This is a genomic window from Lactococcus garvieae subsp. garvieae (genome assembly GCF_029024465.1).
GTDB lineage: Bacteria > Bacillota > Bacilli > Lactobacillales > Streptococcaceae > Lactococcus > Lactococcus garvieae.
In genome coordinates, this window is the sequence record NZ_CP118950.1 from 1,262,478 (window position 1) to 1,286,547 (window position 24,070).

Sequence of the window (24,070 nt, forward strand, 5' to 3'; positions counted from 1 at the left end):
GTTTAAAAAACGAACTGCTTATATGCTTCACGTGACTTATTGTTTTCTTTTGCTTGTAAAACTTTACAAATGGCCTTATAAGATTCGTTGAGTCCTACGCCACCTTTTTTAGGCATTTTTACAATATCAATGGCTTCCTTGTAAGCCGAAATTAAAGCCTGGTTCTCTTCAGACATAGCACAGACTACTTTGAGAGATATATTTTCTTGTATATCTTGAGCAAGCTCCAATGACATTTTGGAAAACTCAGGGTAGTTAAAAGAAGGTCCGCAAATTACACCCTCAATATTAAGGCGTTGCAACATCCCTTTGATCTTTCTTTGAACAACATCTGGTGCTTCCCTATAGGTCTGTTCCCCCATGTAAATCGTAACCAGCAAATTTTGTTCATGCTCAGCAAGCAAGGGTTTCAAAGTCACTCCTGGTCCAATCACTTCTTTTGTAGCAGTAAGTGGAACTTTTACATCATCCTTTGTTCCCATTCCTGATTGAATTTGATTTAAAATCATTACAAGTCTCATTCTATCCTCCTATAGGTTATCAAAGCTCAACATTTCCTCAGTAATAGCTTCTAATTCTGCATCAGCAGCTTGACGTTCTTCATTCATGTATTGTACATCCATAATTTTGATAAAAGGAATATAGATGAATACACCAATAATAAGCAAAACAAGCTGCAAAAGTGCTCCGGCCCAGTTGGTTGCCAAGAAGCCTGAAATAATAATCGGCGTCGTCCACGGAATCAAAACACCGTTGGTGATCGGCACAAGATTAAGGTTCATCATAATATAAGAAACAATAATATTAAAAGTTGGGACTAAGACAAAAGGAATAAAAATGAGAGGATTGAGTACAATAGGGAGACCAAAAATAATCGGCTCATTTATCCCAAATATTCCCGGTACTAAAGCAAGCTTACCTAACTCCTTAATCCGTTTTGAACGGCAAACAATTAACATCGCAATTAATAAAGAAAGTGTTGATCCAGCACCTCCAAAGGTTGCAAATAAATCTTGAAATTGAGCGTTTACAATATGAGGCGCGCCGGTACCATTTTTAAAGTATTCTACATTTTCGAGAGAAAGCGTCAGAAGAATAGGATTAAAAACCGCACCAACGACTGAACTTCCGTTGACCCCGAAGAACCAGAAAACATGAAGAAAGATATAAGCAATAATCATTGCCCATACTGTATCTCCCAGATGAAGCAAGGGGATTTGTAAAAAGTTAAAAACTAAATCGAAAGCATTTGTTCCAAAAATGTTCAATATCAAGTTCAGTGCAAAAAATATGAGCATAACAAAAGCGCCTGGAATCAAAGCAGCAAAGGAGTCTTCAACCATTGGTGGTACACCTTCAGGCATTTTGATGACCCATTTTCTGTTGACAGCAAATTGATAGAGATTGACAGAAACAAAGGCACAGATAATCCCGATAAAAATACCTTTTGCTCCGACCCAAGAAAGGGGGAGAGCTGTTAAGGTAGCCGATACAGGGTTTGCCATGCCCTCGACGGTCACTTCTCCAGTAACAGAGTATGGCATCAGAAGAAACCATGACATTAAGGTCACTGCCGCTCCAAAAATAGGATTTGCCTTAATTTCTTTCGCAAAAGAATAACCTATTCCCACAACCGCAAACACAGCCATAATCGTAAAGGTCGCATCAGCAGGTTTAGTAATCATTTCAGCTAAGGTTGTCCCTGTCTTACTGTTAATAACCGTGGTTTCCAAAAAATTAATCCATTGAGGAATAGGAAAATTTGCTAACAGTAAAAAGAAAGATCCCGCAATCAATAGGGGTGTTGAAACGAGGAAACCATTTCTTATTGCGATAAGATACTTGTTACGTCCTATTTTTTCAGCCAGGGGCAACATAATTTTTTCAAGCTTTGAAAACATCAATTTCTCCTTCTACCTATTTGATAGGTGCTTTAATTCTTGCTTCGTAAGCATCTAGCCATTCTTGGCTAATGGGTTCGATTTTTGTTTTGTGATTGGCTTCTGGATGTGCAATGAAGATGCTTGGCTCTTGTTTGTGGGTAGCCACACTAAAGGTAAATTCTACATTAGTTGCCACGCCCCAGTTTCCTTCTTTATCCAGTGCTACGAGTGAAAAAGCTCCTGCTTTGCCATACCTTTCTTTCAATTTATCTTCAAAAGAATACACCGCCTGATCGCAAGCCTCTTGTGGCGTATGGCCCTCAGACATAAGCCGAACGATTTCATAAGATAAAATTCCTTTCATCAAGTCTTCACCAAGTCCTGTGGCTGTAGCACCTCCAACCTGACTATCGACATAAAAACCGGAACCTGAGAGCGGAGAATCTCCAACCCGGCCAGACTTTTTCATGAAGAGACCAGAACTTGAAGTTCCTGCGACCATTTTTCTACTGCTGTCTAAGGCAACCATACCTACCGTATCATGTCCGTCATAAGCTGAAAGACCTGTGCGCTTCATTTCTTCTAAACGTCGCTCCCATATTTTTTTGGCGCGTTCTGTTAACATTTTTTTCTGATCAAAGCCGGCTTCAATAGCATATTGTCTTGCCCCTGGGCCAACCCGCATACTGTTAAACTTTTCCTCTGATAAGGCTTTTGCTACTGCTATGGGATTTGCAATATCTGTAATACCTGCCACTGCACCAATTTTAAAGCTGTCTCCATCCATGTAAGCAGCATCCATTTCTAAAATTCCTGCTTCATTTGGTAGTCCGCCATATCCGACAGACTTATAATAAGGATAATCTTCAACCTCTTTTATCGCTTCTTCTAATGCTTCTCCGGCCTCTCCTCCTTTGCTCAAAAGCTCTTGCGCTTTGCAGACCCCATCATGAGCCATTCGCCACGTTGCAATAATTCCCCACATAAATGCTCCTTTTTGTTTTATATACTATCTAGTATATACTATTTGTATACATTGTAAATTAAACGCTTACATTTGTCAAGATATAAATAAAAAAATAGAGAAAGACCAATGCTTCTCTATTTTTATATTATCCTTGATTATAGATATTTAATGCCTCTAGGAACACTTGACCATACTTTTTCAACTTCACTTGACCTACACCGGAAACTTCTAAAAAAGTCTCTTCGTCTAAAGGCATAATCCTTGTCATGTCTTTCAATGAAGCATCGGAAAATATCATAAAGGGAGGAACGCCTTCTGATTTGGCAATGTCAAGACGTAATGCACGTAATTCTTCAAATAGTTCCACATTAAATGTACCACTGGTTGCAGCTTGTTGCTTATTAATACTTAATGCCGCACGTCGCCAGACTTGTTCTCTCCCTTGTAGAACAGCTATCCCACGCTCTGAAACCCCCAGTAAGGGAAACTTGCCTGCGGAGACAGATAAGTATCCTTCTCCCGCTAAAAAGTCAATCAGCTCTCCAACTGCTTTTTGCGAATACCCCATCATTATGCCAAAAGTTGAGAGTTTTTCAAAATTCCACCGCGCCAAGTTTTTATTTTTAGAGCCCACTAAAACTTGTGCGACTGCTGTTTTTCCAAAACGTTGCTCCATTCGAATAATACAGGACATAACTTTTTGAGCATCAAGCGTAACATCGGTACGCTCCCGGTCATCTAAACAATTTGAGCATTTATGACAGTCCTCTCCCGCATCTCCAAAGTACTGCAAAATATAGCCTTGCAGGCAGGTTTCGGAACTGGTGTAGGCCTGCATCTGTCTGAGCTTTTCGTATTCTTGCTCCTTATGCTGCTCACTCCCTTCCCCTTGCTCAATCAAGAAGTTTCTGAGCCGAACATCGTTGGGCGAAAATAATAAGATAGCATCCGAATCAAGCCCATCTCGTCCTGCACGACCTGCCTCTTGATAGTAGGCTTCAATAGTGGCAGGCATCCCATAATGGATCACAAAACGAACATTGCTCTTATTGATTCCCATTCCAAAAGCATTCGTTGCCACCATAATGGGAACTTCATCATAAAGAAAATCTTCCTGATTTTTTTGACGTTCTAACTCTGATAGACCAGCATGATAACGTTTAGCAGGAAAATTATTTCGGTTTAACCATTCCGTAACTTCTTCTACTTCCTTACGTGTGTTGGCGTAGATAATGCCAGATTCGTCTGCATGTTCTTTTAGGTAGGACTTTAAAAAATCGCGTTTATCTTTTCCTTTAACAACTTCAAAGCGTAGGTTTTCGCGTAAAAAACCTGTTTTAACAGTATTCTCTTCAGAGATTTGTAATAAATCTTGAATATCTGCAGATACCCGAGGTGTGGCTGTAGCTGTTAGTGCTAAAAGTGTGGGCGAAGTAGGCAAATCAGCCAAACGTTTCGCAAAAGTAACATAAGAAGGCCTAAAATCGTGTCCCCATTGGGAGATACAGTGCGCTTCATCAATTGCAACCAAGTCAATAGGAAGGTGCTGCAAAAAATAGTTAAAAGATTCTAATTCAAACCGTTCAGGCGCAACAAACAAGATTTTAACCTTGCCATTTTCAATCTGTTGCATTCGGAAATAAGTTTCTTGCTCATCGACTGTCGAATTAATAAAAGTTGCTGGTATATTTGCAATATTTAACTGATCCACCTGATCCTTCATCAGAGAAATTAAAGGCGAGACCACGAGTGTAACGCCTTCTTGTAAAAGGGCAGGTAATTGATAGCAAATGGATTTCCCTGCTCCTGTCGGCAATATCCCCAGCGTATCTTTTCCCTGTAGAACTTGCTCTATTATTTGTTTTTGACCTTGACGGAAACTTTCATAGCCAAATATTTCCTTGAGTTTTGCTTCTAAATTCATCTTTTCCTATTATACGTTTAATACGAAAAAAATTCACGAACAAAAGTGAATTTTTTTCTTTTATTTTTAGCATACCTTAAATTTTTGTCTTCGTCAAAAGTAAGGAATTCAAAATTACAGAAACACTTGATAAACTCATCGCTGCTGCTGCAATCATTGGGTTGAGTAATCCAAAAGCTGCCAATGGAATACCAATAATATTATAGATAAAGGCCCAAAAATAATTTTGTTTGATTTTTCTTAAGGTTTTTTGAGAGATTTTAAATAGATCGAGTAATTTATGGATTTTCCCACCCATAATGGTCACATCCCCTGCTTCCATCGCAATGTCTGAACCTGTTGCCATGGCAACTCCTACAGTACTACTTGCTAATGCAATAGCATCGTTGATTCCATCACCTACCATGATAGAATGTGGTGTTTCTTGGACAATTTTAGCCTTATCTTCAGGTGATAGGTTGCTTTTCACTTCATCCAAATTGACAATTTCTTGGATTTTTTTAGCAGAATCTTCATTGTCTCCTGTCAACATCACCGTTTTAATACCAGCTTTTTTCAGTGCTGCTACAGTTTGCACGCTTTCTTGTTTAATAGAAGATTTAAAGGTTGCAGTAGCTCTATGGCTTACATCATCTGCAAGATAAATAACAGTATCTGTGCTTGATGTGACATCGTACCCCTGCTCTTGCATCAGTTTTGCATTCCCTGCATAATATTGACGCCCATTTATTTCTCCCGAAAGTCCACGACCCGCAATTTCTTTAAGGTTTTCTACCTCATCGATTTCCTCAGCTTTTACGGCTTGAGCTAGCGGATGATGCGAATGACTTTCTAAACTTGCTAAAATTTTAAATGCTTCATCGTTACCCTCAAACTGAGACAACTCAAATTCACCTGTCGTGATCGTACCTGTCTTATCAAAGAAAACTGTTGTAACGCTATTCGTCAGTTCCAAAGCGTTGGCATTTTTCAGCAGCAAACCATTCTTAGCCGCAAGTCCTGTTCCTGAAATAATGGCGGTTGGTGTTGCTAAACCAAGTGCACATGGGCAAGCAATAACTAAAGTTGCCACAGCATGCATAATGGCAGTCAATAATGTTCCAGTAAAGGCCCATGTTGCTACAAAAGTCACAAGTGAAATCACCAAAACGATTGGAACAAAGACATTTGAGATTTTATCCGCAAATTTTTGGATATCTGGTTTTGAAGCTTGCGCTTCTTCCATCATTTCAACCATTCGAGAAATGGTTGAATCGTTAACATCTCGAACTACAACAGCCTTAATGGATCCGTCTAAATTCACGGCCCCTTCAAATAACGTATCATCATCCCCCTTGACGACAGGTAAAGATTCGCCAGTCAAGTGACTTTCGTCAAAAGACGCTTTACCTTTAAGGATCATCGCATCCAAAGGTACTTTTTCTCCTGGATAAATTTGAATGACATCACCGATTTGGACCTCTTCAAGTGGGCGCTCTCCATCTGCTGTGTGAACCTTTTTGACCCTACTGCTCATCAAACTCGTGATTGCCTGACTTGTTTTTTCCTTGGCATTGTGCTCAAGGACTTTTCCTAAAACAACTAAGGTGATAATTACCATAGCTGATTCAAAATTCAAAGCATTCTCTTGTCCCAAAAATACCGCTAAAATTAAACTCGAAAAATAAGCAACGCTGGTTCCAAGTGCTACAAGAACATCCATATTGGCATTCCCATTTTTTAATGCATGATAGGCCCCCACATAAAAGCGCCAACCAATAACAAACTGAACCGGTGTGGCAAGAATGAGTTGTAAAACAGGATGGTGTAAAAACATTAAATAATGTGTGCCCAACATCCCTTCAAACATAGCAAGTACTAAAGGCAGAGTCAAAATTACGGACACGAGCAATGACAATCGTAAATTACGATTCCTTCGACGTGCTTGAGCTGCAATTTTTTCTTGATGCGCTTTATCGTTTACAATAGCACCATAGCCTACCTTTTCAACTATATTGATCACATCTTGATCACTAATGCTATCATCAAAAATAACTTTTGCTTTTTCCGTTGCTAAGTTGACCGTCGCTTCTTGGATTTTATTCGAGTTATTCAATGCTTTGGATACGGTATTCACACAATTTGCGCAGGTCATACCCGTGATGACAAAGTTTTGACTTCTCATTTTCTACTCCTTTATTAAATTTACAAACGTAAACAATACATTCCAGAGAAAACTGCCCCTAAGGACAGCTTTTTTATTTTACTAATTCGTAGCCGGCTTCTTTAACAGCTGCTGCTAAATCTTCTACTGGTGTTGTCGCAGCATCAAATTTCACAAGTGCTTCATTCTTTTTTAAAGAAACTTTTGCGGATTTTACACCAGCAAGTCCTTCGAGTGCTGAAGTCACATGCATGGCACAGTGGTCACAAGTCATACCTTTAATTACGAATTTTTCTTTTTCCATTCTCTCTCCTCCATATTAGCTGACGTGTTGGCAGCTGCAAGAATTAAAATTTTCTAAACAAGTACAAGTTGTTCCTTGAACTGTTTCTTTATTTTTTAACGCTTCTTGTAAACTTGCTACATCTTCTGAAGTTAAGTTTGACAAGGCGATCATATCGGCTAAGAGCTTCACTTGTTTTGTTTCACAAACTTTTTCAAGTAAAGACTGTCCCATCATTTGAATAGCTGTACATTCTGCCATTAAAGGACGATAAACAAACTTACGCCCTTCTTTTTCAGTACTTAGCATTCCCTTTTTCACGAGGCGCCCCAGCAAGGTTTTAACTGTTGCCAGAGACCAATCCAAATCGGGCGAAATTTGACAAGAAATCTCATCAACTCGTGCTTCGCCGAGCGACCATATAACACGCATAACAATCAATTCTGCATTTGATATATTAAATTCTGTTTCGTTCATTGGCGCTCCTTACTTTATTTTTACTACAACTATAGTTTACAACTGTAAACTATAAATGTCAAGTCACAACTCTGTATTATAAATAAAAAAACCCTTTAAGGCAAGTATTGACTTTCAAAAAGGGTCTTTTATCTTCAATATTATTATTTTCCGTCACCAAAGATGCGTTCCATAATTTCGCGGCCTGTTGGTGTTGCAGCAAGGCCCCCTTCACCCGTTTCACGATGCGCAGAGGGTAATGAGCGTCCTACATTGTACATACATGTAATCACTTCATCCACTGGTATAACTGTTTTAACACCAGCTAAAGCCATATCTGCGGAAATCATGGCCTGAGAAGCCCCCATAGCGTTGCGGTGGACACAAGGAATTTCTACTAAGCCTGCAACAGGGTCACAAATCAAGCCCAACATGTTTTGGAGTGTCAAGGCTAAAGCTATTCCGGCTTGCTCGCCCGTACCTCCAGCCATGATGACCAAAGCAGCTGCAGACATGGCCGATGCCGATCCAACTTCTGCTTGACAGCCTCCTTCAGCACCAGCAATTGTTGCATTGTTTGCGATTGCTAAACCAAAAGCACCTGCGGTAAAGATAAACTCTACCTGTTGGTCATGTGTAAGCCCTAACTTCTTCGTTGCTGCGGAGAGTACACCAGGGAGACATCCAGCTGAACCAGCCGTTGGTGTCGCACAAATAAGTCCCATTTGCGCATTGACTTCATTTACAGCTACACCATCACGCGCTGCCCCTAAAATGACATCGCCCGATATCGCTTTTCCTGCTTTAATGTATTCATCCATTTTCTTGGCATCGCCACCTGTAAGTCCTGTTGTTGACTTATTTCCAAGTAGTCCTTCCTCAATTGATGCCATCATTGTCGCTAAGTTATGTTCCATCATCTCAATGATTTGTTCACGACTCGCGCCTGTTTGTTCTATTTCTTCTGCAATCATCAATTCAGCAATTGATGGATATGCTTTTGCATCTTCAAGCAGTTCTTGTACATTTGAAAACATAATTCCCCCTTATTTAAAGAAATTTACAGCAGAAAGTTTCGGAATGTGTTTCATTTCCTCAAAAGCTTCTTCGACATCGAAACTGTCTACTTCCATAATCATGATTGCTTTTTCACCTTTAGCTTCACGTGTCAAATTCATTTGAGCCACGTTAATATCATGCTTTTCAAAAATAGCTCCGAGACGCGCCAAGATACCTGGTGCATCTTGATGGACAATAACAAAGGTTGGCATCCCTGCTGAAATAGAAATGTCGAAACCATTGAGTTCGGTCACTTGAATCAAGCCCCCGCCAATAGAAATCCCTGTGACACTCATGTCACGGTCTCCTTTTTTCAAAATCAGACGCGCTGTATTAGGATGATCTGCCTTGTCTTCTGGATGCGGCACGTATGTCACTTCCATCCCTTCTTCGTGGGCAATGCGTGGTGCATCACGTAAACGAGGATCATCAGGATCCATCCCTAATACACCGGCAACCAAAGCGACATCTGTTCCATGTCCACGATAAGTTTTGGCAAAACTCTCATACAAATGAATCTCAACCTTCTCGGGTAATTCGCCAAAAATTGAACGAATAATCTTTCCTATACGGGCAGCACCGGCAGTGTGGGAACTACTGGGACCAACCATTACAGGGCCAATAATGTCAAATACACTTTTGTAACGTAAATTTTCCATATTTCCTCCGCAACTTTGCTCAGCAAAGCTTTCCGCTGGAACTTTTTTATATTCCACCGAAACAATTTATTCTTAAAATCATTATAACACTAATACGCTTTCATATCTATATAAAACTGGACCTTTAGCAAAAAGATAAGTTTGCTAATTTTCCCATTTTACATGGACTTTTCAGACTATTCTCTAATGATTAAAAAACAAAAAAAGACATTTTTTCCTCAATTCTCACCAAGAGTTTGTGATATAATAAACTTTAGAAAAATAGAAAGAGAGATTTCAATGAAATTCAATCACAAACCTCTGAATCTTTATGTAAATTTCAAAGAATCTGCTGAAAAGTTTCCCAAAAGTCGTTTTATTTTCGATAAAAAGTTAAACGTTTTCCCAGAATTAGAGCTTGAGACAAGTTATCAAAGCGTCCACGAAGCAGTCTTGCAAAAAGCTTATAATTTGGCAGCCTTGGGAATTAAAAAAGAAGACAAAGTCATCATTTTTAAATCAAGTGCTTTTGACACTTACCTTCTTGCTGTTGCTGTGTCTTATCTGGGGGCTGTGCCTGCAATGATTTCCCATCACTTTTCTTCACCCGTAATGGATACTCTTGCTGCACGTCTTGAAACCCCTTGGCTCATTTTTGATGAGGATACAGCTTCTGTCGTTCAGGAATTGAACAATGTAAAGGAAGACCACAAACTCTTCGTTTCTGACTTTGCTTCACTGACTAATAGTCCTGAGGTAAGTAATCAACAATTAGCGACGGATGAGATTGCTTATCTCACACATACCTCAGGTACCACTGGGATTCCGAAACTGATTGCGCACTCTGCTCAATCTATGGGCTGGCGTTGGGTCTTGCAACGTACAGTGATGGACTGGATGCCAGACAAGTCTTCACTGTTAGCCTTCCATATTTCACCTGTTCATTCCCGCTTTAACATTGGTATATCATCAGCCATGACATTTGGCTTTGATCTTATGCCACTTTCTAATTTAGAAAAAAATACTGTGCTGAGCATGTTTGAAAAATATCGTCCTACGGCTTTTGAAACACACCCAAACCATTTTGTTCGTTTGGCAAATGTTGTGAAAGAAACTCCCGAGGCCTTTGCATCTATTCGTTATCTCCACTCAACTTTTGATGCAATCAATAAAGATACGATGCATACTTTCCTCGCTGCTTCTCAAGAGGAAAATCCTGTGTTCCTGCAAATCTATGGTCAGTCTGAGTGCGGCCCAATGATTTGGAAAAAACATCGCCTTAGTACTTTACCCACTACAAACGCACGTGAAATGGGCATCGGTATGCCTGGACTTTCCCAAGCGCGTGTCACAGATGCTGACGGAAATGTGCTGCCTGCTGGTACACCTGGTCATATTCATTTTCTCTCTAAAGGGCGTGCCCTCACTTATTATAAAGAGGACAGTCGTTTCGCTGAAGAAGTTTATGGCGACTGGTGGGATACAGGTGACTGGGGGATTATGGATGAAGATGGTGTGCTCTTCCTTTATGATCGTCAAGTCGACCTCATTGACAAGGTGGAGTCAAACTTAGCCATTGAAGATCTCCTCCTCGATCAACATGACTTCCTTGACGAAGTAATCATTATCCGTGATGCTGCTGGACATCCACAACCTATTTTAGCGCTTGCCGAAGGTAAAGAGATGGACTGGAAAGCGTGGTGGTCTTCCATCATTGACATGCCCTTCCTAAATGAACCGCTTCTTATGGACTATGATGCAATACCTCGTACAGCAACAATGAAAGTTCAAAGATTGGCTCTTGAACGTGAACTTGCGGCATCTAAAAAATAAATATCATATAAAAAAGGTAGTCCCAAAGAGGGAACTACCTTTTTTAAGTTATTTTGTAACTGCTTGCCACAGCAAGGACAAAAGGAGAGAAACAGCATAAGAACTGTTAAATAAAACCATATTTTTTAAAGAATAAACAAAGCTATGAGGCGCAGGAACTTCTGCGGCATGTTGTTTCAAGTTCTTCTGAATTATCGGAAAGGAAAGAAAAGTCAACAGTGTTGGCCATTCAAAAATTCCAATGAAAAACCCTAAAATAATGAAGAAATATGCACTGTACATAAGCAATTGAAAAAGCTGAATACCTTGCTTACGTCCAATATAATAAACTAAAGTATAACGATGGTTTTTAATATCTGTATCCAAATCACGCAAGTTATTAGCCAGCATAATATTTGCAATCGTAAAGACTAAGGGTAAACTCGCAACAACCATTGCTATAGCACCCATTATATCTCCAGAAAGCGCAAATGAGTTTGCCGCAAAGTTGAGATCAAGTTTAAAGATAGGTTTTTCTGCACTATTGATGAGGACCACCATTGCAAAGATTCCAAATCCCATTGTGCCACCGGAAAATATTTCACCCAATGGCATACGAGAAAGAGGAATCGGACCATAAGTATAAAAAACGCCGATAAAGAAGACGATGCCCCCCAACACCAAAAAGAGCCAGCCCGTAAAATAAGCCAACAGGAAACCCAGGCACAGGCTTACAACGACCATGAAAATTATCAAATTTCTGACAAAATGTGGCGACAGATTCGCTTTACCAATAATATTTTCTTGTTTTTGATAAATTTCATCTTTGGCTTTTTTAAAATCTTGATAATTGTTAATCGCTGTTACCGTCATATCAAAAATAAGCATGGCCAGTAAAAAAAGAAACGATAGGCCAAGATTAAATGTTTTAAAATAACTCAGACTGAACAGTAAGCCAATAATATAGGGAAATATACTGGCAATTTTGGTTTTAATTTCGACAAGTTCTAAAAATGTTTTAAATGTCATAAAGCGTTTGGGATTTCCTTCACTATGATTTCTTTGGTTTCCAAGCAATTAAACTTCCTAAATGTTTAATTCTTCTTATACTGCCTATCTTTTCCAGACAGCATGAACACTCTATATTATAGCTGATAAATGTTCAAGAATCAATTTCAGAAGGAATTTAACAGAAATAAAAAATAGCTCTCACGAGCTATTTTTTTATTAACGTCCTTTATAAATTGAACGAGATTTACCATACCATACTTGGGTAAGTATTTTTTGAATCCAAGGTTGAACCCATTTATCTAAACCAAATGCGCGTCCTGAACCGTTCATTAAAGCAATTGCTACTGGAATAAACCAGATGTTTACCCAGAAGAACATACCTGAAAGGGCGAACATCACTGTCAATGCAGCAGTTACAGCTGATGCAATCCAAGTAAAGAGACCAAAGATAATAGCAAGAGCAAGTAAAACTTCAACGATAGACATGAATTTTTGCATGAACAATGCAACGTCACGATTTGGAATCATGAACTTAAAGATAGGTTCCATCCAGTGTGGTACTTTTTCAAGTACTGGCATTGGCTCTGTACCGTAAGCATATGAGAGACCCCATTCTGTCGCTTTGTGAGCCGCATCTGCACCACCACTGGCAGCAGCGCCAGTTGCACCAGCAGCAGCATCTGCTGCTTTAGTTGCAGCTTCACCTGTTGCGCCAGCAGCAGCATCGGCATGTTTAGGCACTTCTTGCAACCAAGCAAACGGGAATTTAAGATCGTCTGTGAACCAAGACCCTTTACCAAACCAAGTTGTAGGGTTAAAGAGTTGACCTTCTCCAACAATTTTCTTCATTGCTTCAGTCAACCAAACAAGACCGTAGAAGATACGAAGTGGCACAGCCCAGAGTACGTTACCTAAGCGTGAAGTATGACCACGCATGAAGTTACGGTCATCTTTTGTACGGAAAACTTCATCCAAAGCATAGCGCCAGAAATAATGAGCAGAACGAATTTGCAATGTGTAGATAAAGTAAACGATGTTTTTCATCAACATTGCCCAGAAGCCTGTCAAACGCATGCTTCCGACTTTAGCAACACCCCAAGTTGATCCGATAGAAACCATTGTTCCTTGGTATTTGCTTTCGTGTTTATGTTTGCTTCCACCGTTAATATCTGCGATGATATTTGAAGCTGCTGTGTGAGCTGTTTGCTCTGCTGCTTCAACGATTTGTGGTGTTGGGCGGCCTGTATCAGGTTCGATATAACCTGAGACGTCTCCAGCTACATAGATACCTTTATCTTCAAAACCAACTGCTTCCATAAATTCGTTGGCTTGGAGGCGGTGTCCACGTTCAGTTTCATTAAGATTAGTCTGCGCTGCTGTATTCCCTTGAACACCTGTTGTCCAGATCAATGTGTGTGTTGGAATTTCTTTTGAAACTTTTTCTTCGTCTCGTCCACCAACATTTACTTTGATGTGGTCTTCTGCAACTTCAACGATACCGTGGTTTGTCAACACATTAACATTTTTCTTTTCAAGATATGCGTGTGCACGGTCTGCTTGTTTGCGGTCCAATGTGTTCAAGATTGTTGGCATCATTTCAACAACGTTGATTGTGATTTCTTCCTCAGGAATTTTCCAATCTGTTGAAACTTTCTTACGCCAGTCAATCAATTCACCAGCCATTTCAATCCCTGTGAAACCTGATCCTGCAACAGAGATTGTCAAAAGTGCACGGCGTTTTTCATCGTCAACTTCTGTTGAACCATATTGAACAACAGTTTCAAGTTGACGTTTGATACGCATAGCATCTTCGAGTGACCAAAGAGTGAAACCGTGTTCTTTAACACCAGGTACTCCAAAGTCATTAGGTTCACCACCAAGAGCAACTACAACATAGTCATAGTCATAGCTTCCTTGTTCAGTGATAACCTTCTTGTTATCTTTATCAAGACTGACAACAGCATCAGTTACAAGGCTCACATTTTTACGTTTTCCCAATAGTTTTTGGAAGTCATATTGAACTGTTGTGAATGGCACACGTCCAGCTGCAACTTCATGAAGTTGCGTCATAGATGTATGATAACTATGTTTGTCAATCAAAGTGATGTCAGCATTCGCTTTAAGCTTTTTCGAAAGCTCACGTGTTGCATGAACCCCAGCAACACCACCACCGATGACTACGATTTTTTTCTTAGTCATTTAAAATCGGTCTCCTACTAGTAATATAATAATGAAAAAAATTTCCATCTAACATTATATCGCTTTCATGCTGCTTTGTAAAGTCCGACCTTACGCTTCTTCTAAGTAAGCGGACAAATAAAAGTGAGTTGACGAATTTCTACATGTCCTTTCCTATTTTTAAAGTCAAAATTAAAAATTTTATGGGAGACATAATTTCTTTTTCAAGCTGAATTGCTGCATATCCCTATAGCTATGTAGTACAATAATTTTATGAAGCTTACATTTGATGATACTATTACTCAGCGCCTACTGGCACTTATCGAAGATGAACCTGCTGACTTTGTCTTAGACTTTGATCATACTTTAAGTGATGAGATACTCTCAAGCAGTTGCTGTGGCATTACACGTTATCGTATTGTTGCCGTTAATAAAGGAGAAGTTCCTAAAGTTTTTGATGGTAAAATCAGCTCACCTTTAGGTGATTTCTACTGCAAAGCTTGGGGGATGATGTATTTCGATGAAAACATGCGTGTCCGTGTTACAGCAAATCATTTGATTGAGATTATGGGCGATGGCGAAAAGATTGCCCCACACATTGAAATTGTTGACTATCGTCACCAATAAATAGTGATCCTATTTTAAGAAAAAAACACAGAATTACTGTGTTTTTTTCTTAAAATAATTGACATCGTTTTCTAATGATATTACAATAAAAGGAACTACTTTATATCAATTTACCCGAAAGGACAACTCGCCCATGGGAAAAATAAAAATCAACTGGAACCTTTGGCTTAACGGACTACTTTTTTTCGTTGTGCTTTTCTTACTTTTTAATGTCATTTCAAACATTAACCCCATTACAAAAAGCATTGGGAATTTTTTACAAATTCTCTCTCCTCTTTTTCTTGGAGCAATTTTTGCATACTTTTTAGATAAACCTATTCAAAAGCTTAGCTTGCTTTTTAAACCTTTAAATGTAAAATTTATCCAACATCATGCGAGAAAAATTAGTATTTTTATCACTTATATGATTTTCTTACTTCTCCTCTTTTTTGTTGTTTATTATCTATTTCCAATTGTTGTTCGTAACTTGCTAGAATTTCTCCGTTTATTACCGACCATTTACCAAAATGTTTATCAATGGCTCAGCAGTAACCAATTTCAAGAGTTAGATAATTTTTTACAAATCGAAGACTCTATTCGCTCTTTTGTGAATGCGTTTAGTGCACAAGATGCTGCGCGTTATATTACTAGCGGCATTGAGTCTCTGAGCACCTTTACTTTCACACTTGCTTCGCAAATTTTCCGGATTGTCGTTGGCATTATTATTTCAATCTATCTTTTGCTCTATAAAGAAAGTATCTTGCAGATTGTCTCTCGATTCGGAAAAATTTCTACTAAACAAGAGCATCTGAAGGCAGTGAAATATTATCTTCGTCAGACAGATGTTATCTTCTATAAATTCATTTCCACACAATTCATTGATACATGTATCATGTGGATTTTATCCACGTTCCTACTCTTTATCCTCCACGTGACGGGCGTCGCTCATAATCCTTTCTCAGTAGCTTTAGGATTGCTTATTGGTGTTTGCAACATGATTCCTTATTTTGGTTCAATTTTTGCCTCGATTGTCGCAATGATTATTGCTTTCTTTACTGGCGGTTGGGAAGCCGGGCTTGTTACAATTATTATGCTCATCATTCTTCAGCAAATTGACGGAAATATTATCGGACCAAAACTCATGAGCGGTGCTTTGAATGTTAACCCAATTATTGTTATTATCTCTATCTCAATTGGCGGCGCTTATTTTGGTATATTAGGCATGTTCGTCGCTGTACCTGTTGCAGCCTTACTTAAAATTATTTTTATGGAATATTTAGAAGCTAAGGAAAATAAACTTTCTCTCGCTCCTCACGAAAAATAAAAAAAGAGTTATTTCTAACTCTTTTTTTATTGGACTTTTTGAATGAAATTAAGGAGTTTTTGGTTAAAAGCCTCAATATTTTCTACATGAAGAATGTGTCCACAATCTGCAAAAATACTCACCTCTGATTGCGCATTATGTTGCAAGTTACGTGCTGCCTGAGCATGCTCTGGCGGAAAAATAGGCGAACACCCACCGGCAAAGAATAAATGTGGAACCGTTTCACGCGTAAGATTCTGACGCCAATCTTGCGTAATCACATTTTGAAGCAGGGCTTGATGCTTTTGAAAATTAAAGGGTAACATCCCTTTACCCAACACACGTTTCACTTGATCTGTCAATTGTCGATGGGTTAATTTTGTGCGTGGAAAATCTTTAATAAAATCAGATAATTCACCAAGTGTTTTACCTGTTTGCCCATCTAACCAATCGGGCGATTTCATAAATGTAGGTGCTTGATCCTCTGTTACGATGGCCGCTAACTTTCCGTCCGTAAAAAGCTCTTCATATGCCATAATAGTCGCTGCTCCCATCGAGTGTCCAACCAATACTGGTCGATAAAGTTTCAGGGCATTCATCAACTCTTCCAAATCCGTCGCCAGACGATGTAAGGTCATCCCATAATCGACTTCTTGGCTTTGTCCATGACTCCGGTGATCATAAGTGACGACGCGATAACCTGCAGCAACAAAATAATCGACTTGAAAAGCCCAAGTAACTTCACTCGCCGAATAGCCGTTAATAAAAACTATTGCTTGATTTTCTGCTGCTCCATAGCTATGGTAATTTATCTGAACTCCATCGTTTGTTGTATAAAAAGGCATTGTTTCTTCTTTCTATTGCTCAATCTTTCACTGTACATTTATGACAGCAAAAACTATTCATATTGTAGCAAAAAACGCGATGAAATCCTGACTTTTTGCTTTGACGCTTGGGATGAACAGAAAAAGAGCGAAATTTTCTCGCTCTTTTAGATTATTTCACAACAATGTTTACCAATTTATTCGGAATTGCGATAACTTTAACGATATTACCTTCTACTTCGACTGCTTCTAAAGCTACTTTTTCAAGTTGATCTTTTGGCAAATCTTTTTCAATCATGACTTTAGCTTTTAACTTACCGTTGATTTGAACAACAATTTCTATTTCATCTTCAACGAGTTTGCTTTCATCAAATGATGGCCAGGCAACATAAGAAATACCTGCTTCGTTACCAAGTTCAACCCAAAGTTCTTCTGCAAGGTGAGGAGCAAACGGAGCTAAAAGTTGAACAAAGCCTTTCGCGTATTCAAGCGGTAATGTTTTGGCTTTATTTGCTGCGTTTACAAAGATCATCAATTGAGAAATCGCTGTGTTGAACAACATATGATCCAAACGCTCGGTAACGTTTTTAACTGTTTCATTATAAACTTTATCTAGGCTACCATCATTTTCTTCAGTGATTGTGCTGTTGCTGAGCAAACGGACCACACGATCCAAGAATTTACGTGCTCCTTCCAGCCCTTCTTCTGACCAAGGAATACTTGCATCTAAAGGTCCCATGAACATTTCATAAACACGTAAAGTGTCGGCGCCGTAACGTTTAACAACATCATCTGGATTAACAACATTTTTCAATGATTTAGACATTTTAGCTGGTGCTTGCTCAAGCTCTTCACCAGTCTCAATATTGTAATAAGAACCCTCACGTTTTTCAACCTTATCTGTAGCAACTAAAGCACCACGACTGTCACGATAAGAAGTACCCAAGATCATTCCTTGGTTGAAAAGTTTTTGGAAAGGTTCATTTGTTGGAACAACACCTAAGTCAAAGAGAACTTTATGCCAGAATCGTGCATAGAGAAGGTGAAGAACTGCATGTTCGGCTCCACCGACATAGATGTCGACAGGAAGCCATTCTTTAATAAGCTCTGGATCAGCAATAGCTTGACTGTTTTTAGGATCAATGTAGCGCAAATAATACCATGACGAACCTGCCCATTGTGGCATTGTGTTTGTTTCACGACGTCCTTTTACACCATCTTCGCGTGTCACAGTCAACCAGTCTGTTAAGTTCGCCAGAGGCGACTCACCAGTACCTGATGGTTTAATATTTGAAGTCTTTGGCAATACTAAGGGCAGCTCTTCTTCTGGAACAGCAGTCGTTGTACCGTCTTCCCAATGAATAATTGGAATTGGTTCACCCCAATAGCGTTGACGACTAAAGAGCCAGTCACGTAGACGATAAGTCACTTTACGAGAGCCAATACCTTTTTCTTCCAGATAAGCAACCATTTTTTCAATCGCTGCTTCTTTTTCCATACCATTCAAGAAATCAGAATTTATAATTTTTCCGCCTTCTACATGGCAGGCTTCTTGAACATTTCCACCATCAAAAACAGGAACGATTTCTAAGTCATAAACCTTAGCAAATTCCCAATCTCGTTCATCATGTCCAGGCACAGCCATAACTGCACCATGTCCGTAGCTTGCAAGAACGTAATCAGCGATCCAGATAGGCATTTTCTTGCCACTTACTGGATTAATTGCGTATGCACCTGTCCAAACACCTGTTTTATCCTTTGCCAAGTCTGTACGAGCCAAATCTGACTTAAGGCTGGCTTGATGTTTATAGTCTTCTACAGCATCAGCTTGTTCAGCAGTAGTAATTTTTTCTACTAATGGATGCTCTGGTGCAAGAACAGCAAATGTTGAGCCAAAAAGTGTTTCAGGACGCGTTGTGAAAACTGTAAATTCTTCATCGCTACCCTCAACTTTAAAGTTGATGTCCGCACCGACAGATTTACCAATCCAGTTACGTTGCATTTCTTTGATTGATTCTGGCCAGTCCAGGTCTTCCAAATCATTAAGCAAACGCTCCGCATAGGCTGTAATCTTCAGCATCCATTGACGCATCGGTTTACGTACAACTGGATAGCCGCCACGCTCTGAAGTCCCATCAGGGAGGACTTCTTCATTGGCGATAGCTGTTCCTAATTCTTCAACCCAGTTAACAGCTACTTCAGCTTCATAGGCCAAACCTTTTTCATACAGCTTCGTAAAAATCCACTGTGTCCATTTATAAAATTCTGGATCAGTTGTATTTACTTCACGTTCCCAGTCATAGCTGAAACCGAGGCTGTTGATTTGACGTTTAAAAGTAGCAATATTTTTCGCTGTAAATTCGACAGGATCATTACCTGTATCGATTGCATACTGCTCGGCAGGTAAGCCAAAAGCATCCCAACCCATTGGATGAAGGACATTATAGCCTTGCGCACGTTTATAGCGGCTCAGAATATCTGTTGCTGTATAACCCTCAGGGTGCCCCACGTGAAGACCTGCTCCTGATGGATAAGGAAACATATCGAGTGCATAAAATTTCGGTTTGTTTTTGTCTGTTCCTGTACGGAAAGTGTTATTGTCGGCCCAGTATTTTTGCCACTTGGCTTCAATGTCAATGTGTTTGTATTCCATATTTCATTCCTTAAAGTTTTTTATAAATTATATTTACAAATCTCAAATTCTATTATATCAAAAAAATCAAAAAAGCAGATTGCTGCTTTTTATCTGGAGCAGAAATTTATTCATGACCAATTAGACCAAATGCTAAAACTAAGTCACTGCCTACAAGTTGTAAGCCATATTTCTGCTCATATTTTTTTACTTTATTGAGTAAGGTGTTCCGATGAACATAGAGCAGCTTTGCTGCAGCTGCTTGGTTGCCGTATGTCGTGTAAAGGGCACGTACTAACGCCTTGTCTTCAGGACTTTGCAGAAGTTCTTGTCTGACGTTATTCAATAATAAACTCTCGACATGATGGAGACCCTGAGCCAGAATAGATTCACTAAAGCTTGCTTTTTGCTGAAAAAACTGTTTTTCTTCTTGATAGACTTGCTCGAGCTCTTCTTTGGAAGAAAAGCTTCCAATGTAATAGTGCAGTTTCTCACCCATATCTTGAGACAAGACTTTTAGACTATCTGCAAGCTCTGATTTACTCAGATTATTGCCGGTATATTCTTCAATAACGAACTGTTTTTCAGTATTTTCTTGTATGACATCAGGCAAGATAAATTTTATATTTTCTACAAGTTCTGAAAAATCCGCCACAGCAAATTGCAAGATACGAAAACGTCCTAGGGGTAAAGACGAAAAGTCAGTATTCTGCTCTGAAAGTAAGGCTATTAAAGTGCGCTCCCGTTGATTAAGCTCTGCTTCTTCCACGTTGCGGTAAAGTTCTTTTATCTTTTCTATTTCCATTTTTCAAAAAAGTGACCTAAAGGTCACTCTGCTCTTAATTTTCAGTAGGAATATGTAATTCGAAAAGTGGTGACAATGGACGTTTCTCATGAATACGGATGATAGCATCAGCAAGTAATGGTGCGATTGAAATCTCAACAATCTTATCACTGCGACGTTCATCTGGTATTTCAATAGTATCCAAAACTACCAACTTATTAATTCCTGAACTTTCGATACGTTCAATAGCTGGACCTGATAAAACAGCATGTGTACATGAAGCATAAACTTCAGTTGCGCCAAGTTCTTTCAAAGCATTTGCAGCCAAAGTAATTGTACCAGCTGTATCAATCATGTCATCAATCAAGATACATTTCTTCCCTTTAACATCACCGATAATATTCATGATTTCAGCAACGTTGGCACGTGGACGACGTTTATCAATGATTGCGATTGGTGCTTTCAAGAAAGCAGCTAACTTACGCGCACGACCTACACCACCGTGGTCAGGAGAAACAATGACTAAATCATCGCCATTAGCAAAGCCGTGACGACGGAAGTAATCAGCAATCAATGGTGAGCCCATAAGGTGATCCACAGGAATATTGAAGAAGCCTTGAATCTGAGCAGCATGTAAATCAAAAGTAATCAAGCGGTCTGCACCAGCAATTTGAAGCATGTTAGCGACCAATTTTGATGTAATTGGTTCGCGTGCACGTGCTTTACGGTCTTGACGGGCATAACCATAGTAAGGCATTACCACATTGATTGAGGCAGCACTGGCACGTTTGAGGGCATCCATCATGATCAACAGTTCCATTAAGTTTTCATTAACAGGAGCACTTGTTGATTGGAGGATAAAGACGTGTTCTCCACGAATACTTTCATCGATTTTAACTTCGACTTCACCATCATTATAAGTGAGCACGCGTGATTTTCCAACTTGGATACCAATTTCTTTTGCGACTTTATGAGCCAACTTTTGGTTAGATGAAAGTGCAAATAACTTCAAATTTGAATACGACATGATAGCCTTTCTATATAAAACAGTTCTCTAATTAGACCTTTCCATTTTATCGTGAATTGTGTTTTTTTTCAAGTCCCGATAAACTACCCTAGCGCGAAGCTTCCCCACTTTATCCTAAAATGGAAAAATGCCTATCTTTTCCAGATAGACATTTTTTACTAGATGAGCTCTTTAAATAAACCACGTACAAAGAATTCTTCATCAAAGTCTGTTAGGTCATTAATCCCTTCGCCCAATCCGACAAGTTTTACCGGAATTTTCAAGCTCTGAACGATAGATAAGACAATCCCCCCTTTTGCGGAACCATCTAACTTGGTCAAAGCAATCCCCGTAATCGGTGTTACTGCGCTAAATTCTTTAGCTTGTTGAATAGCATTTTGACCTGTTGTGGCATCCAAAGCAAGAATCACTTCATGTGGTGCAGCAGGCAGCTCACGCTTGATGATTTTTCCTATCTTTTCTAGTTCTTTCATCAAGTTGTCTTTGTTTTGCAGACGACCCGCTGTATCAATCAAAAGAATATCATAGTTTTCTTCTTTTGCTTTTACGACAGCATCAAACACCACACTGGCTGGATCTGAACCTGCTGGTTTCGTTACGACAGGAACATCCGAGCGTTTGCCCCATTCCACAAGTTGATCAATCGCACCAGCACGGAAAGTATCTGCCGCCGCAAGAAGAACTTTTTTTCCTTCGTTTTTATAACGATGCGCAAGTTTACCAATTGTTGTTGTCTTACCTACACCATTTACACCAACAAAAAGGAAAACTGTAAGATCGTCGTGAAGATTTAACTCAGAAGGTACTTTTTCATCCTCAAACTTATCTACGATTTTTTCAACAATTAATTGACGTAATGCTTCTTGTGATTTTGCATTTGCCAATTTAGCTTCGTTTCGCAACTCTTCTGTAACTTCTAAAGCTAAGTCGACACCCACATCTGACATGATAAGTGTTTCTTCAAGCTCTTCAAAGAACTCTTCATCCACAGAACGGAAGTTAGCCAAAAAAGCATTAAAGCGTTGACCAAAAGTCTTACGAGTTTTTTCTAAAGACTTGTCATATTTTTCTTCAATATTGGTTGTTTCTTGCTCTTGAACGGATGAATCTACTGAAACTTCAGGCTCTTCTAGAACTTCTTCTTTTGGAGCAATTGCTTCAACTTCATCTGCTTCAATCTCTTCAATTTCATCTTCCAAGATTTCAGATTCTTCTTGGAATTCTTCTTTTTCTTCCGTTTCTGCTGCTGAAGGTTCTTTTGCAAATTCAGCTACAACTTCAGGCATCGTTTCTGTTAAAACTTCTTCACCTGGCTCATTTTGAACCTGTTCATCAGTTTCTGCTCCATCATCGACGATTTCCTCTGCTTCAACTTCTGGCTGTTCTTTTACTTCAACAACTTCTTCAGAAACCTCTTCAGTTTCTTTTTTCTTACCAAATAAACGATCAAATAATCCCATATTTCCTCCTACAAAACATACTCTTGAATGACTTCTGCAACTGCGTGTTGATCATTCGTAAAGCTTGAAATGATATTGGCTTCCTTCTTCACTGTCGGTACAGCATTCCCCATTGCAACACCATAACCAGCCCATGAAATCATGCTTAAATCATTTTCTTCATCACCCATGGCCATTACATTTTCCGGTGTGATATCCAATTGCTCAATAAGTTTTGATAAACCAAAGGCCTTATTTATACCTTTAGGCATGAATTCTAACAAAATATCACGTGTTTTAAAAATTTCAAACTGGTCAAATAATGTTTTGGGAAACTTAGGAATCTGTGCATCCAGAAAAGCTGCATCTGTACAAGAAACAATTTTATTATAAATTGCATCTGGAGCAAGCTCTTCAAATTTTACAGGATGAAATTCCAAAAGGCTGTTGATAAAACCGTATTGGGATTGTCTTGCACTCTCAGTGACATAGACAATGTCATCACTCAAAACATCGCAAGGGATTTCCAGAGCCTGTGTTTCCTGCTTGATGAGGCGAACATCATCATAGCTCAACACTTTCTTTGAAAGGATTTCCCCTGTATTACGTTGCACTAAGCCGCCATTAAAAGTAATGCTAAAGTCATCGAAATCCAACATCTTCAGTGTTTTCAAAAAAGGTTGAATTGCTGCTAAAGGGCGTCCTGTCGTCAAAACTACTTCTACACCTTTCTGACGTGCTTCTTGGATTGCTTCAATATTTGGAGCAGAAATCTCCTTTGCACTGTTCAGCAGTGTTCCATCAAGATCTAAAGCGATCAATTTTACATCATTTGTCATGTTTATATTATAACATACTCTGCCCTACGATAATTGCTCCCTAAGATGCATTTTTAAGAACAAAAATTAAAAGAATGAAAGGATTAATTTTGAAGTATAAGAAAAGAGGCCGTCTTTAACAGAAAATTTTTTGAAGTCTTTTACCTGAGAAGTTCTCTCTCAAATCACTTTAGGAGAGAGGAGAAAAAGAGTACCGCAAGAGAAAAGTAATATAAAAATAAGCCCTATTCACTTATGAATATGGCTGTATACTGTCGTGTTA

At 39.1% G+C, this 24,070-nt stretch carries 20 protein-coding genes; 3 read left to right on the forward strand and 17 right to left on the reverse strand.

Annotated elements, in window-relative coordinates:
* Nucleotides 1-2: 2 nt before the first annotated feature.
* The 9 genes from PYW30_RS06275 to sdaAB all read right to left on the reverse strand — a co-directional run bounded on the left by PYW30_RS06275 (nt 3) and on the right by sdaAB (nt 9,374).
* A complete protein-coding gene (locus tag PYW30_RS06275) occupies nt 3-521 on the reverse strand; it encodes a GrdB-related putative oxidoreductase (protein WP_042219286.1) in 519 nt (172 codons plus the stop codon).
* A gap of 9 nt (nt 522-530) precedes the next feature.
* Nucleotides 531-1,901 carry a PTS sugar transporter subunit IIC gene (locus PYW30_RS06280; protein WP_042219288.1) on the reverse strand — a complete coding sequence of 457 codons (1,371 nt, stop codon included), beginning with the start codon at nt 1,899-1,901 and terminating at the stop codon, nt 531-533.
* Nucleotides 1,902-1,917: 16 nt separating this feature from the next.
* Nucleotides 1,918-2,868 carry a glycosylasparaginase gene (locus PYW30_RS06285; RefSeq protein ID WP_042219290.1) on the reverse strand — a complete coding sequence of 317 codons (951 nt, stop codon included), beginning with the start codon at nt 2,866-2,868 and terminating at the stop codon, nt 1,918-1,920.
* A gap of 127 nt (nt 2,869-2,995) precedes the next feature.
* Nucleotides 2,996-4,774: a DNA helicase RecQ gene (recQ, locus tag PYW30_RS06290; protein WP_042219293.1), complete on the reverse strand. Its 1,779-nt coding sequence runs from the start codon at nt 4,772-4,774 to the stop codon at nt 2,996-2,998.
* 76 nt (nt 4,775-4,850) lie between these two features.
* Nucleotides 4,851-6,938, reverse strand: coding sequence for a heavy metal translocating P-type ATPase (locus tag PYW30_RS06295; protein ID WP_042219295.1), 2,088 nt, complete (start codon nt 6,936-6,938; stop codon nt 4,851-4,853).
* A gap of 73 nt (nt 6,939-7,011) precedes the next feature.
* A complete protein-coding gene (locus PYW30_RS06300) occupies nt 7,012-7,221 on the reverse strand; it encodes a heavy-metal-associated domain-containing protein (RefSeq protein WP_023889256.1) in 210 nt (69 codons plus the stop codon).
* Between the two features lie 15 nt (nt 7,222-7,236).
* A complete protein-coding gene (locus PYW30_RS06305) occupies nt 7,237-7,677 on the reverse strand; it encodes a CopY/TcrY family copper transport repressor (protein WP_042219298.1) in 441 nt (146 codons plus the stop codon).
* A gap of 143 nt (nt 7,678-7,820) precedes the next feature.
* Nucleotides 7,821-8,693, reverse strand: a complete 873-nt coding sequence (sdaAA, locus tag PYW30_RS06310) for an L-serine ammonia-lyase, iron-sulfur-dependent, subunit alpha (protein WP_014024565.1) — start codon at nt 8,691-8,693, stop codon at nt 7,821-7,823.
* 9 nt (nt 8,694-8,702) lie between these two features.
* Nucleotides 8,703-9,374, reverse strand: a complete 672-nt coding sequence (gene sdaAB / locus PYW30_RS06315) for an L-serine ammonia-lyase, iron-sulfur-dependent subunit beta (protein WP_004256246.1) — start codon at nt 9,372-9,374, stop codon at nt 8,703-8,705.
* A gap of 279 nt (nt 9,375-9,653) precedes the next feature.
* Here sdaAB and PYW30_RS06320 point away from each other — a divergent pair, with 279 nt between their 5' ends.
* Nucleotides 9,654-11,186, forward strand: coding sequence for a class I adenylate-forming enzyme family protein (locus PYW30_RS06320; RefSeq protein ID WP_042219301.1), 1,533 nt, complete (start codon nt 9,654-9,656; stop codon nt 11,184-11,186).
* 48 nt (nt 11,187-11,234) lie between these two features.
* Here PYW30_RS06320 and menA read toward each other — a convergent pair whose 3' ends face one another.
* Both menA and PYW30_RS06330 read right to left on the reverse strand, forming a co-directional pair.
* A complete protein-coding gene (gene menA / locus PYW30_RS06325) occupies nt 11,235-12,194 on the reverse strand; it encodes a 1,4-dihydroxy-2-naphthoate polyprenyltransferase (protein WP_029345178.1) in 960 nt (319 codons plus the stop codon).
* A 198-nt stretch (nt 12,195-12,392) separates the two neighbouring features.
* Nucleotides 12,393-14,375, reverse strand: coding sequence for an FAD-dependent oxidoreductase (locus PYW30_RS06330; protein WP_019299461.1), 1,983 nt, complete (start codon nt 14,373-14,375; stop codon nt 12,393-12,395).
* A gap of 252 nt (nt 14,376-14,627) precedes the next feature.
* On the opposite strand from PYW30_RS06330, the gene PYW30_RS06335 reads away from it, so the two are divergent.
* Together PYW30_RS06335 and PYW30_RS06340 are read left to right on the forward strand one after the other, a co-directional pair.
* Nucleotides 14,628-14,981, forward strand: coding sequence for an iron-sulfur cluster biosynthesis family protein (locus tag PYW30_RS06335; protein WP_042219303.1), 354 nt, complete (start codon nt 14,628-14,630; stop codon nt 14,979-14,981).
* A 133-nt stretch (nt 14,982-15,114) separates the two neighbouring features.
* Entirely contained in the window at nt 15,115-16,284 is a 1,170-nt protein-coding gene (locus PYW30_RS06340) for an AI-2E family transporter (RefSeq protein WP_042219305.1), read from the forward strand.
* A gap of 26 nt (nt 16,285-16,310) precedes the next feature.
* Here the strand turns inward: PYW30_RS06340 and PYW30_RS06345 are convergent, their stop codons facing one another.
* From PYW30_RS06345 to PYW30_RS06370, 6 genes are all read right to left on the reverse strand, one after another.
* Nucleotides 16,311-17,108: an alpha/beta fold hydrolase gene (locus PYW30_RS06345; protein WP_042219307.1), complete on the reverse strand. Its 798-nt coding sequence runs from the start codon at nt 17,106-17,108 to the stop codon at nt 16,311-16,313.
* A gap of 151 nt (nt 17,109-17,259) precedes the next feature.
* Nucleotides 17,260-19,740 (reverse strand): leucine--tRNA ligase, encoded by a 2,481-nt coding sequence (gene leuS / locus PYW30_RS06350; protein ID WP_014024558.1) that lies wholly within the window; start codon nt 19,738-19,740, stop codon nt 17,260-17,262.
* Between the two features lie 106 nt (nt 19,741-19,846).
* Nucleotides 19,847-20,524 (reverse strand): helix-turn-helix domain-containing protein, encoded by a 678-nt coding sequence (locus tag PYW30_RS06355; RefSeq protein ID WP_042219310.1) that lies wholly within the window; start codon nt 20,522-20,524, stop codon nt 19,847-19,849.
* A 34-nt stretch (nt 20,525-20,558) separates the two neighbouring features.
* The gene (locus PYW30_RS06360) at nt 20,559-21,530 is read right to left on the reverse strand and encodes a ribose-phosphate diphosphokinase (RefSeq protein WP_004256224.1); all 972 of its coding nucleotides are present in this window, start codon (nt 21,528-21,530) and stop codon (nt 20,559-20,561) included.
* Nucleotides 21,531-21,688: 158 nt separating this feature from the next.
* On the reverse strand, nt 21,689-22,990 hold the full coding sequence (gene ftsY, locus PYW30_RS06365; RefSeq protein WP_042219312.1) for a signal recognition particle-docking protein FtsY: 1,302 nt from the start codon (nt 22,988-22,990) through the stop codon (nt 21,689-21,691).
* 8 nt (nt 22,991-22,998) lie between these two features.
* Nucleotides 22,999-23,808 carry a Cof-type HAD-IIB family hydrolase gene (locus PYW30_RS06370; RefSeq protein ID WP_014024555.1) on the reverse strand — a complete coding sequence of 270 codons (810 nt, stop codon included), beginning with the start codon at nt 23,806-23,808 and terminating at the stop codon, nt 22,999-23,001.
* Between the last annotated feature and the right edge of the window lie 262 nt (nt 23,809-24,070).

What these genes read in the sequence shown, in the direction of transcription:
- PYW30_RS06275 (WP_042219286.1), bottom strand. Translation starts at nt 521, where the DNA reads ATGAGACTTGTAATGATTTTAAATCAAATTCAATCAGGAATGGGAACA.
- PYW30_RS06280 (WP_042219288.1), bottom strand. Translation starts at nt 1,901, where the DNA reads ATGTTTTCAAAGCTTGAAAAAATTATGTTGCCCCTGGCTGAAAAAATA.
- PYW30_RS06285 (WP_042219290.1), bottom strand. Translation starts at nt 2,868, where the DNA reads ATGTGGGGAATTATTGCAACGTGGCGAATGGCTCATGATGGGGTCTGC.
- recQ (WP_042219293.1), bottom strand. Translation starts at nt 4,774, where the DNA reads ATGAATTTAGAAGCAAAACTCAAGGAAATATTTGGCTATGAAAGTTTC.
- PYW30_RS06295 (WP_042219295.1), bottom strand. Translation starts at nt 6,938, where the DNA reads ATGAGAAGTCAAAACTTTGTCATCACGGGTATGACCTGCGCAAATTGT.
- PYW30_RS06300 (WP_023889256.1), bottom strand. Translation starts at nt 7,221, where the DNA reads ATGGAAAAAGAAAAATTCGTAATTAAAGGTATGACTTGTGACCACTGT.
- PYW30_RS06305 (WP_042219298.1), bottom strand. Translation starts at nt 7,677, where the DNA reads ATGAACGAAACAGAATTTAATATATCAAATGCAGAATTGATTGTTATG.
- sdaAA (WP_014024565.1), bottom strand. Translation starts at nt 8,693, where the DNA reads ATGTTTTCAAATGTACAAGAACTGCTTGAAGATGCAAAAGCATATCCA.
- sdaAB (WP_004256246.1), bottom strand. Translation starts at nt 9,374, where the DNA reads ATGGAAAATTTACGTTACAAAAGTGTATTTGACATTATTGGCCCTGTA.
- PYW30_RS06320 (WP_042219301.1), top strand. Translation starts at nt 9,654, where the DNA reads ATGAAATTCAATCACAAACCTCTGAATCTTTATGTAAATTTCAAAGAA.
- menA (WP_029345178.1), bottom strand. Translation starts at nt 12,194, where the DNA reads ATGACATTTAAAACATTTTTAGAACTTGTCGAAATTAAAACCAAAATT.
- PYW30_RS06330 (WP_019299461.1), bottom strand. Translation starts at nt 14,375, where the DNA reads ATGACTAAGAAAAAAATCGTAGTCATCGGTGGTGGTGTTGCTGGGGTT.
- PYW30_RS06335 (WP_042219303.1), top strand. Translation starts at nt 14,628, where the DNA reads ATGAAGCTTACATTTGATGATACTATTACTCAGCGCCTACTGGCACTT.
- PYW30_RS06340 (WP_042219305.1), top strand. Translation starts at nt 15,115, where the DNA reads ATGGGAAAAATAAAAATCAACTGGAACCTTTGGCTTAACGGACTACTT.
- PYW30_RS06345 (WP_042219307.1), bottom strand. Translation starts at nt 17,108, where the DNA reads ATGCCTTTTTATACAACAAACGATGGAGTTCAGATAAATTACCATAGC.
- leuS (WP_014024558.1), bottom strand. Translation starts at nt 19,740, where the DNA reads ATGGAATACAAACACATTGACATTGAAGCCAAGTGGCAAAAATACTGG.
- PYW30_RS06355 (WP_042219310.1), bottom strand. Translation starts at nt 20,524, where the DNA reads ATGGAAATAGAAAAGATAAAAGAACTTTACCGCAACGTGGAAGAAGCA.
- PYW30_RS06360 (WP_004256224.1), bottom strand. Translation starts at nt 21,530, where the DNA reads ATGTCGTATTCAAATTTGAAGTTATTTGCACTTTCATCTAACCAAAAG.
- ftsY (WP_042219312.1), bottom strand. Translation starts at nt 22,990, where the DNA reads ATGGGATTATTTGATCGTTTATTTGGTAAGAAAAAAGAAACTGAAGAG.
- PYW30_RS06370 (WP_014024555.1), bottom strand. Translation starts at nt 23,808, where the DNA reads ATGACAAATGATGTAAAATTGATCGCTTTAGATCTTGATGGAACACTG.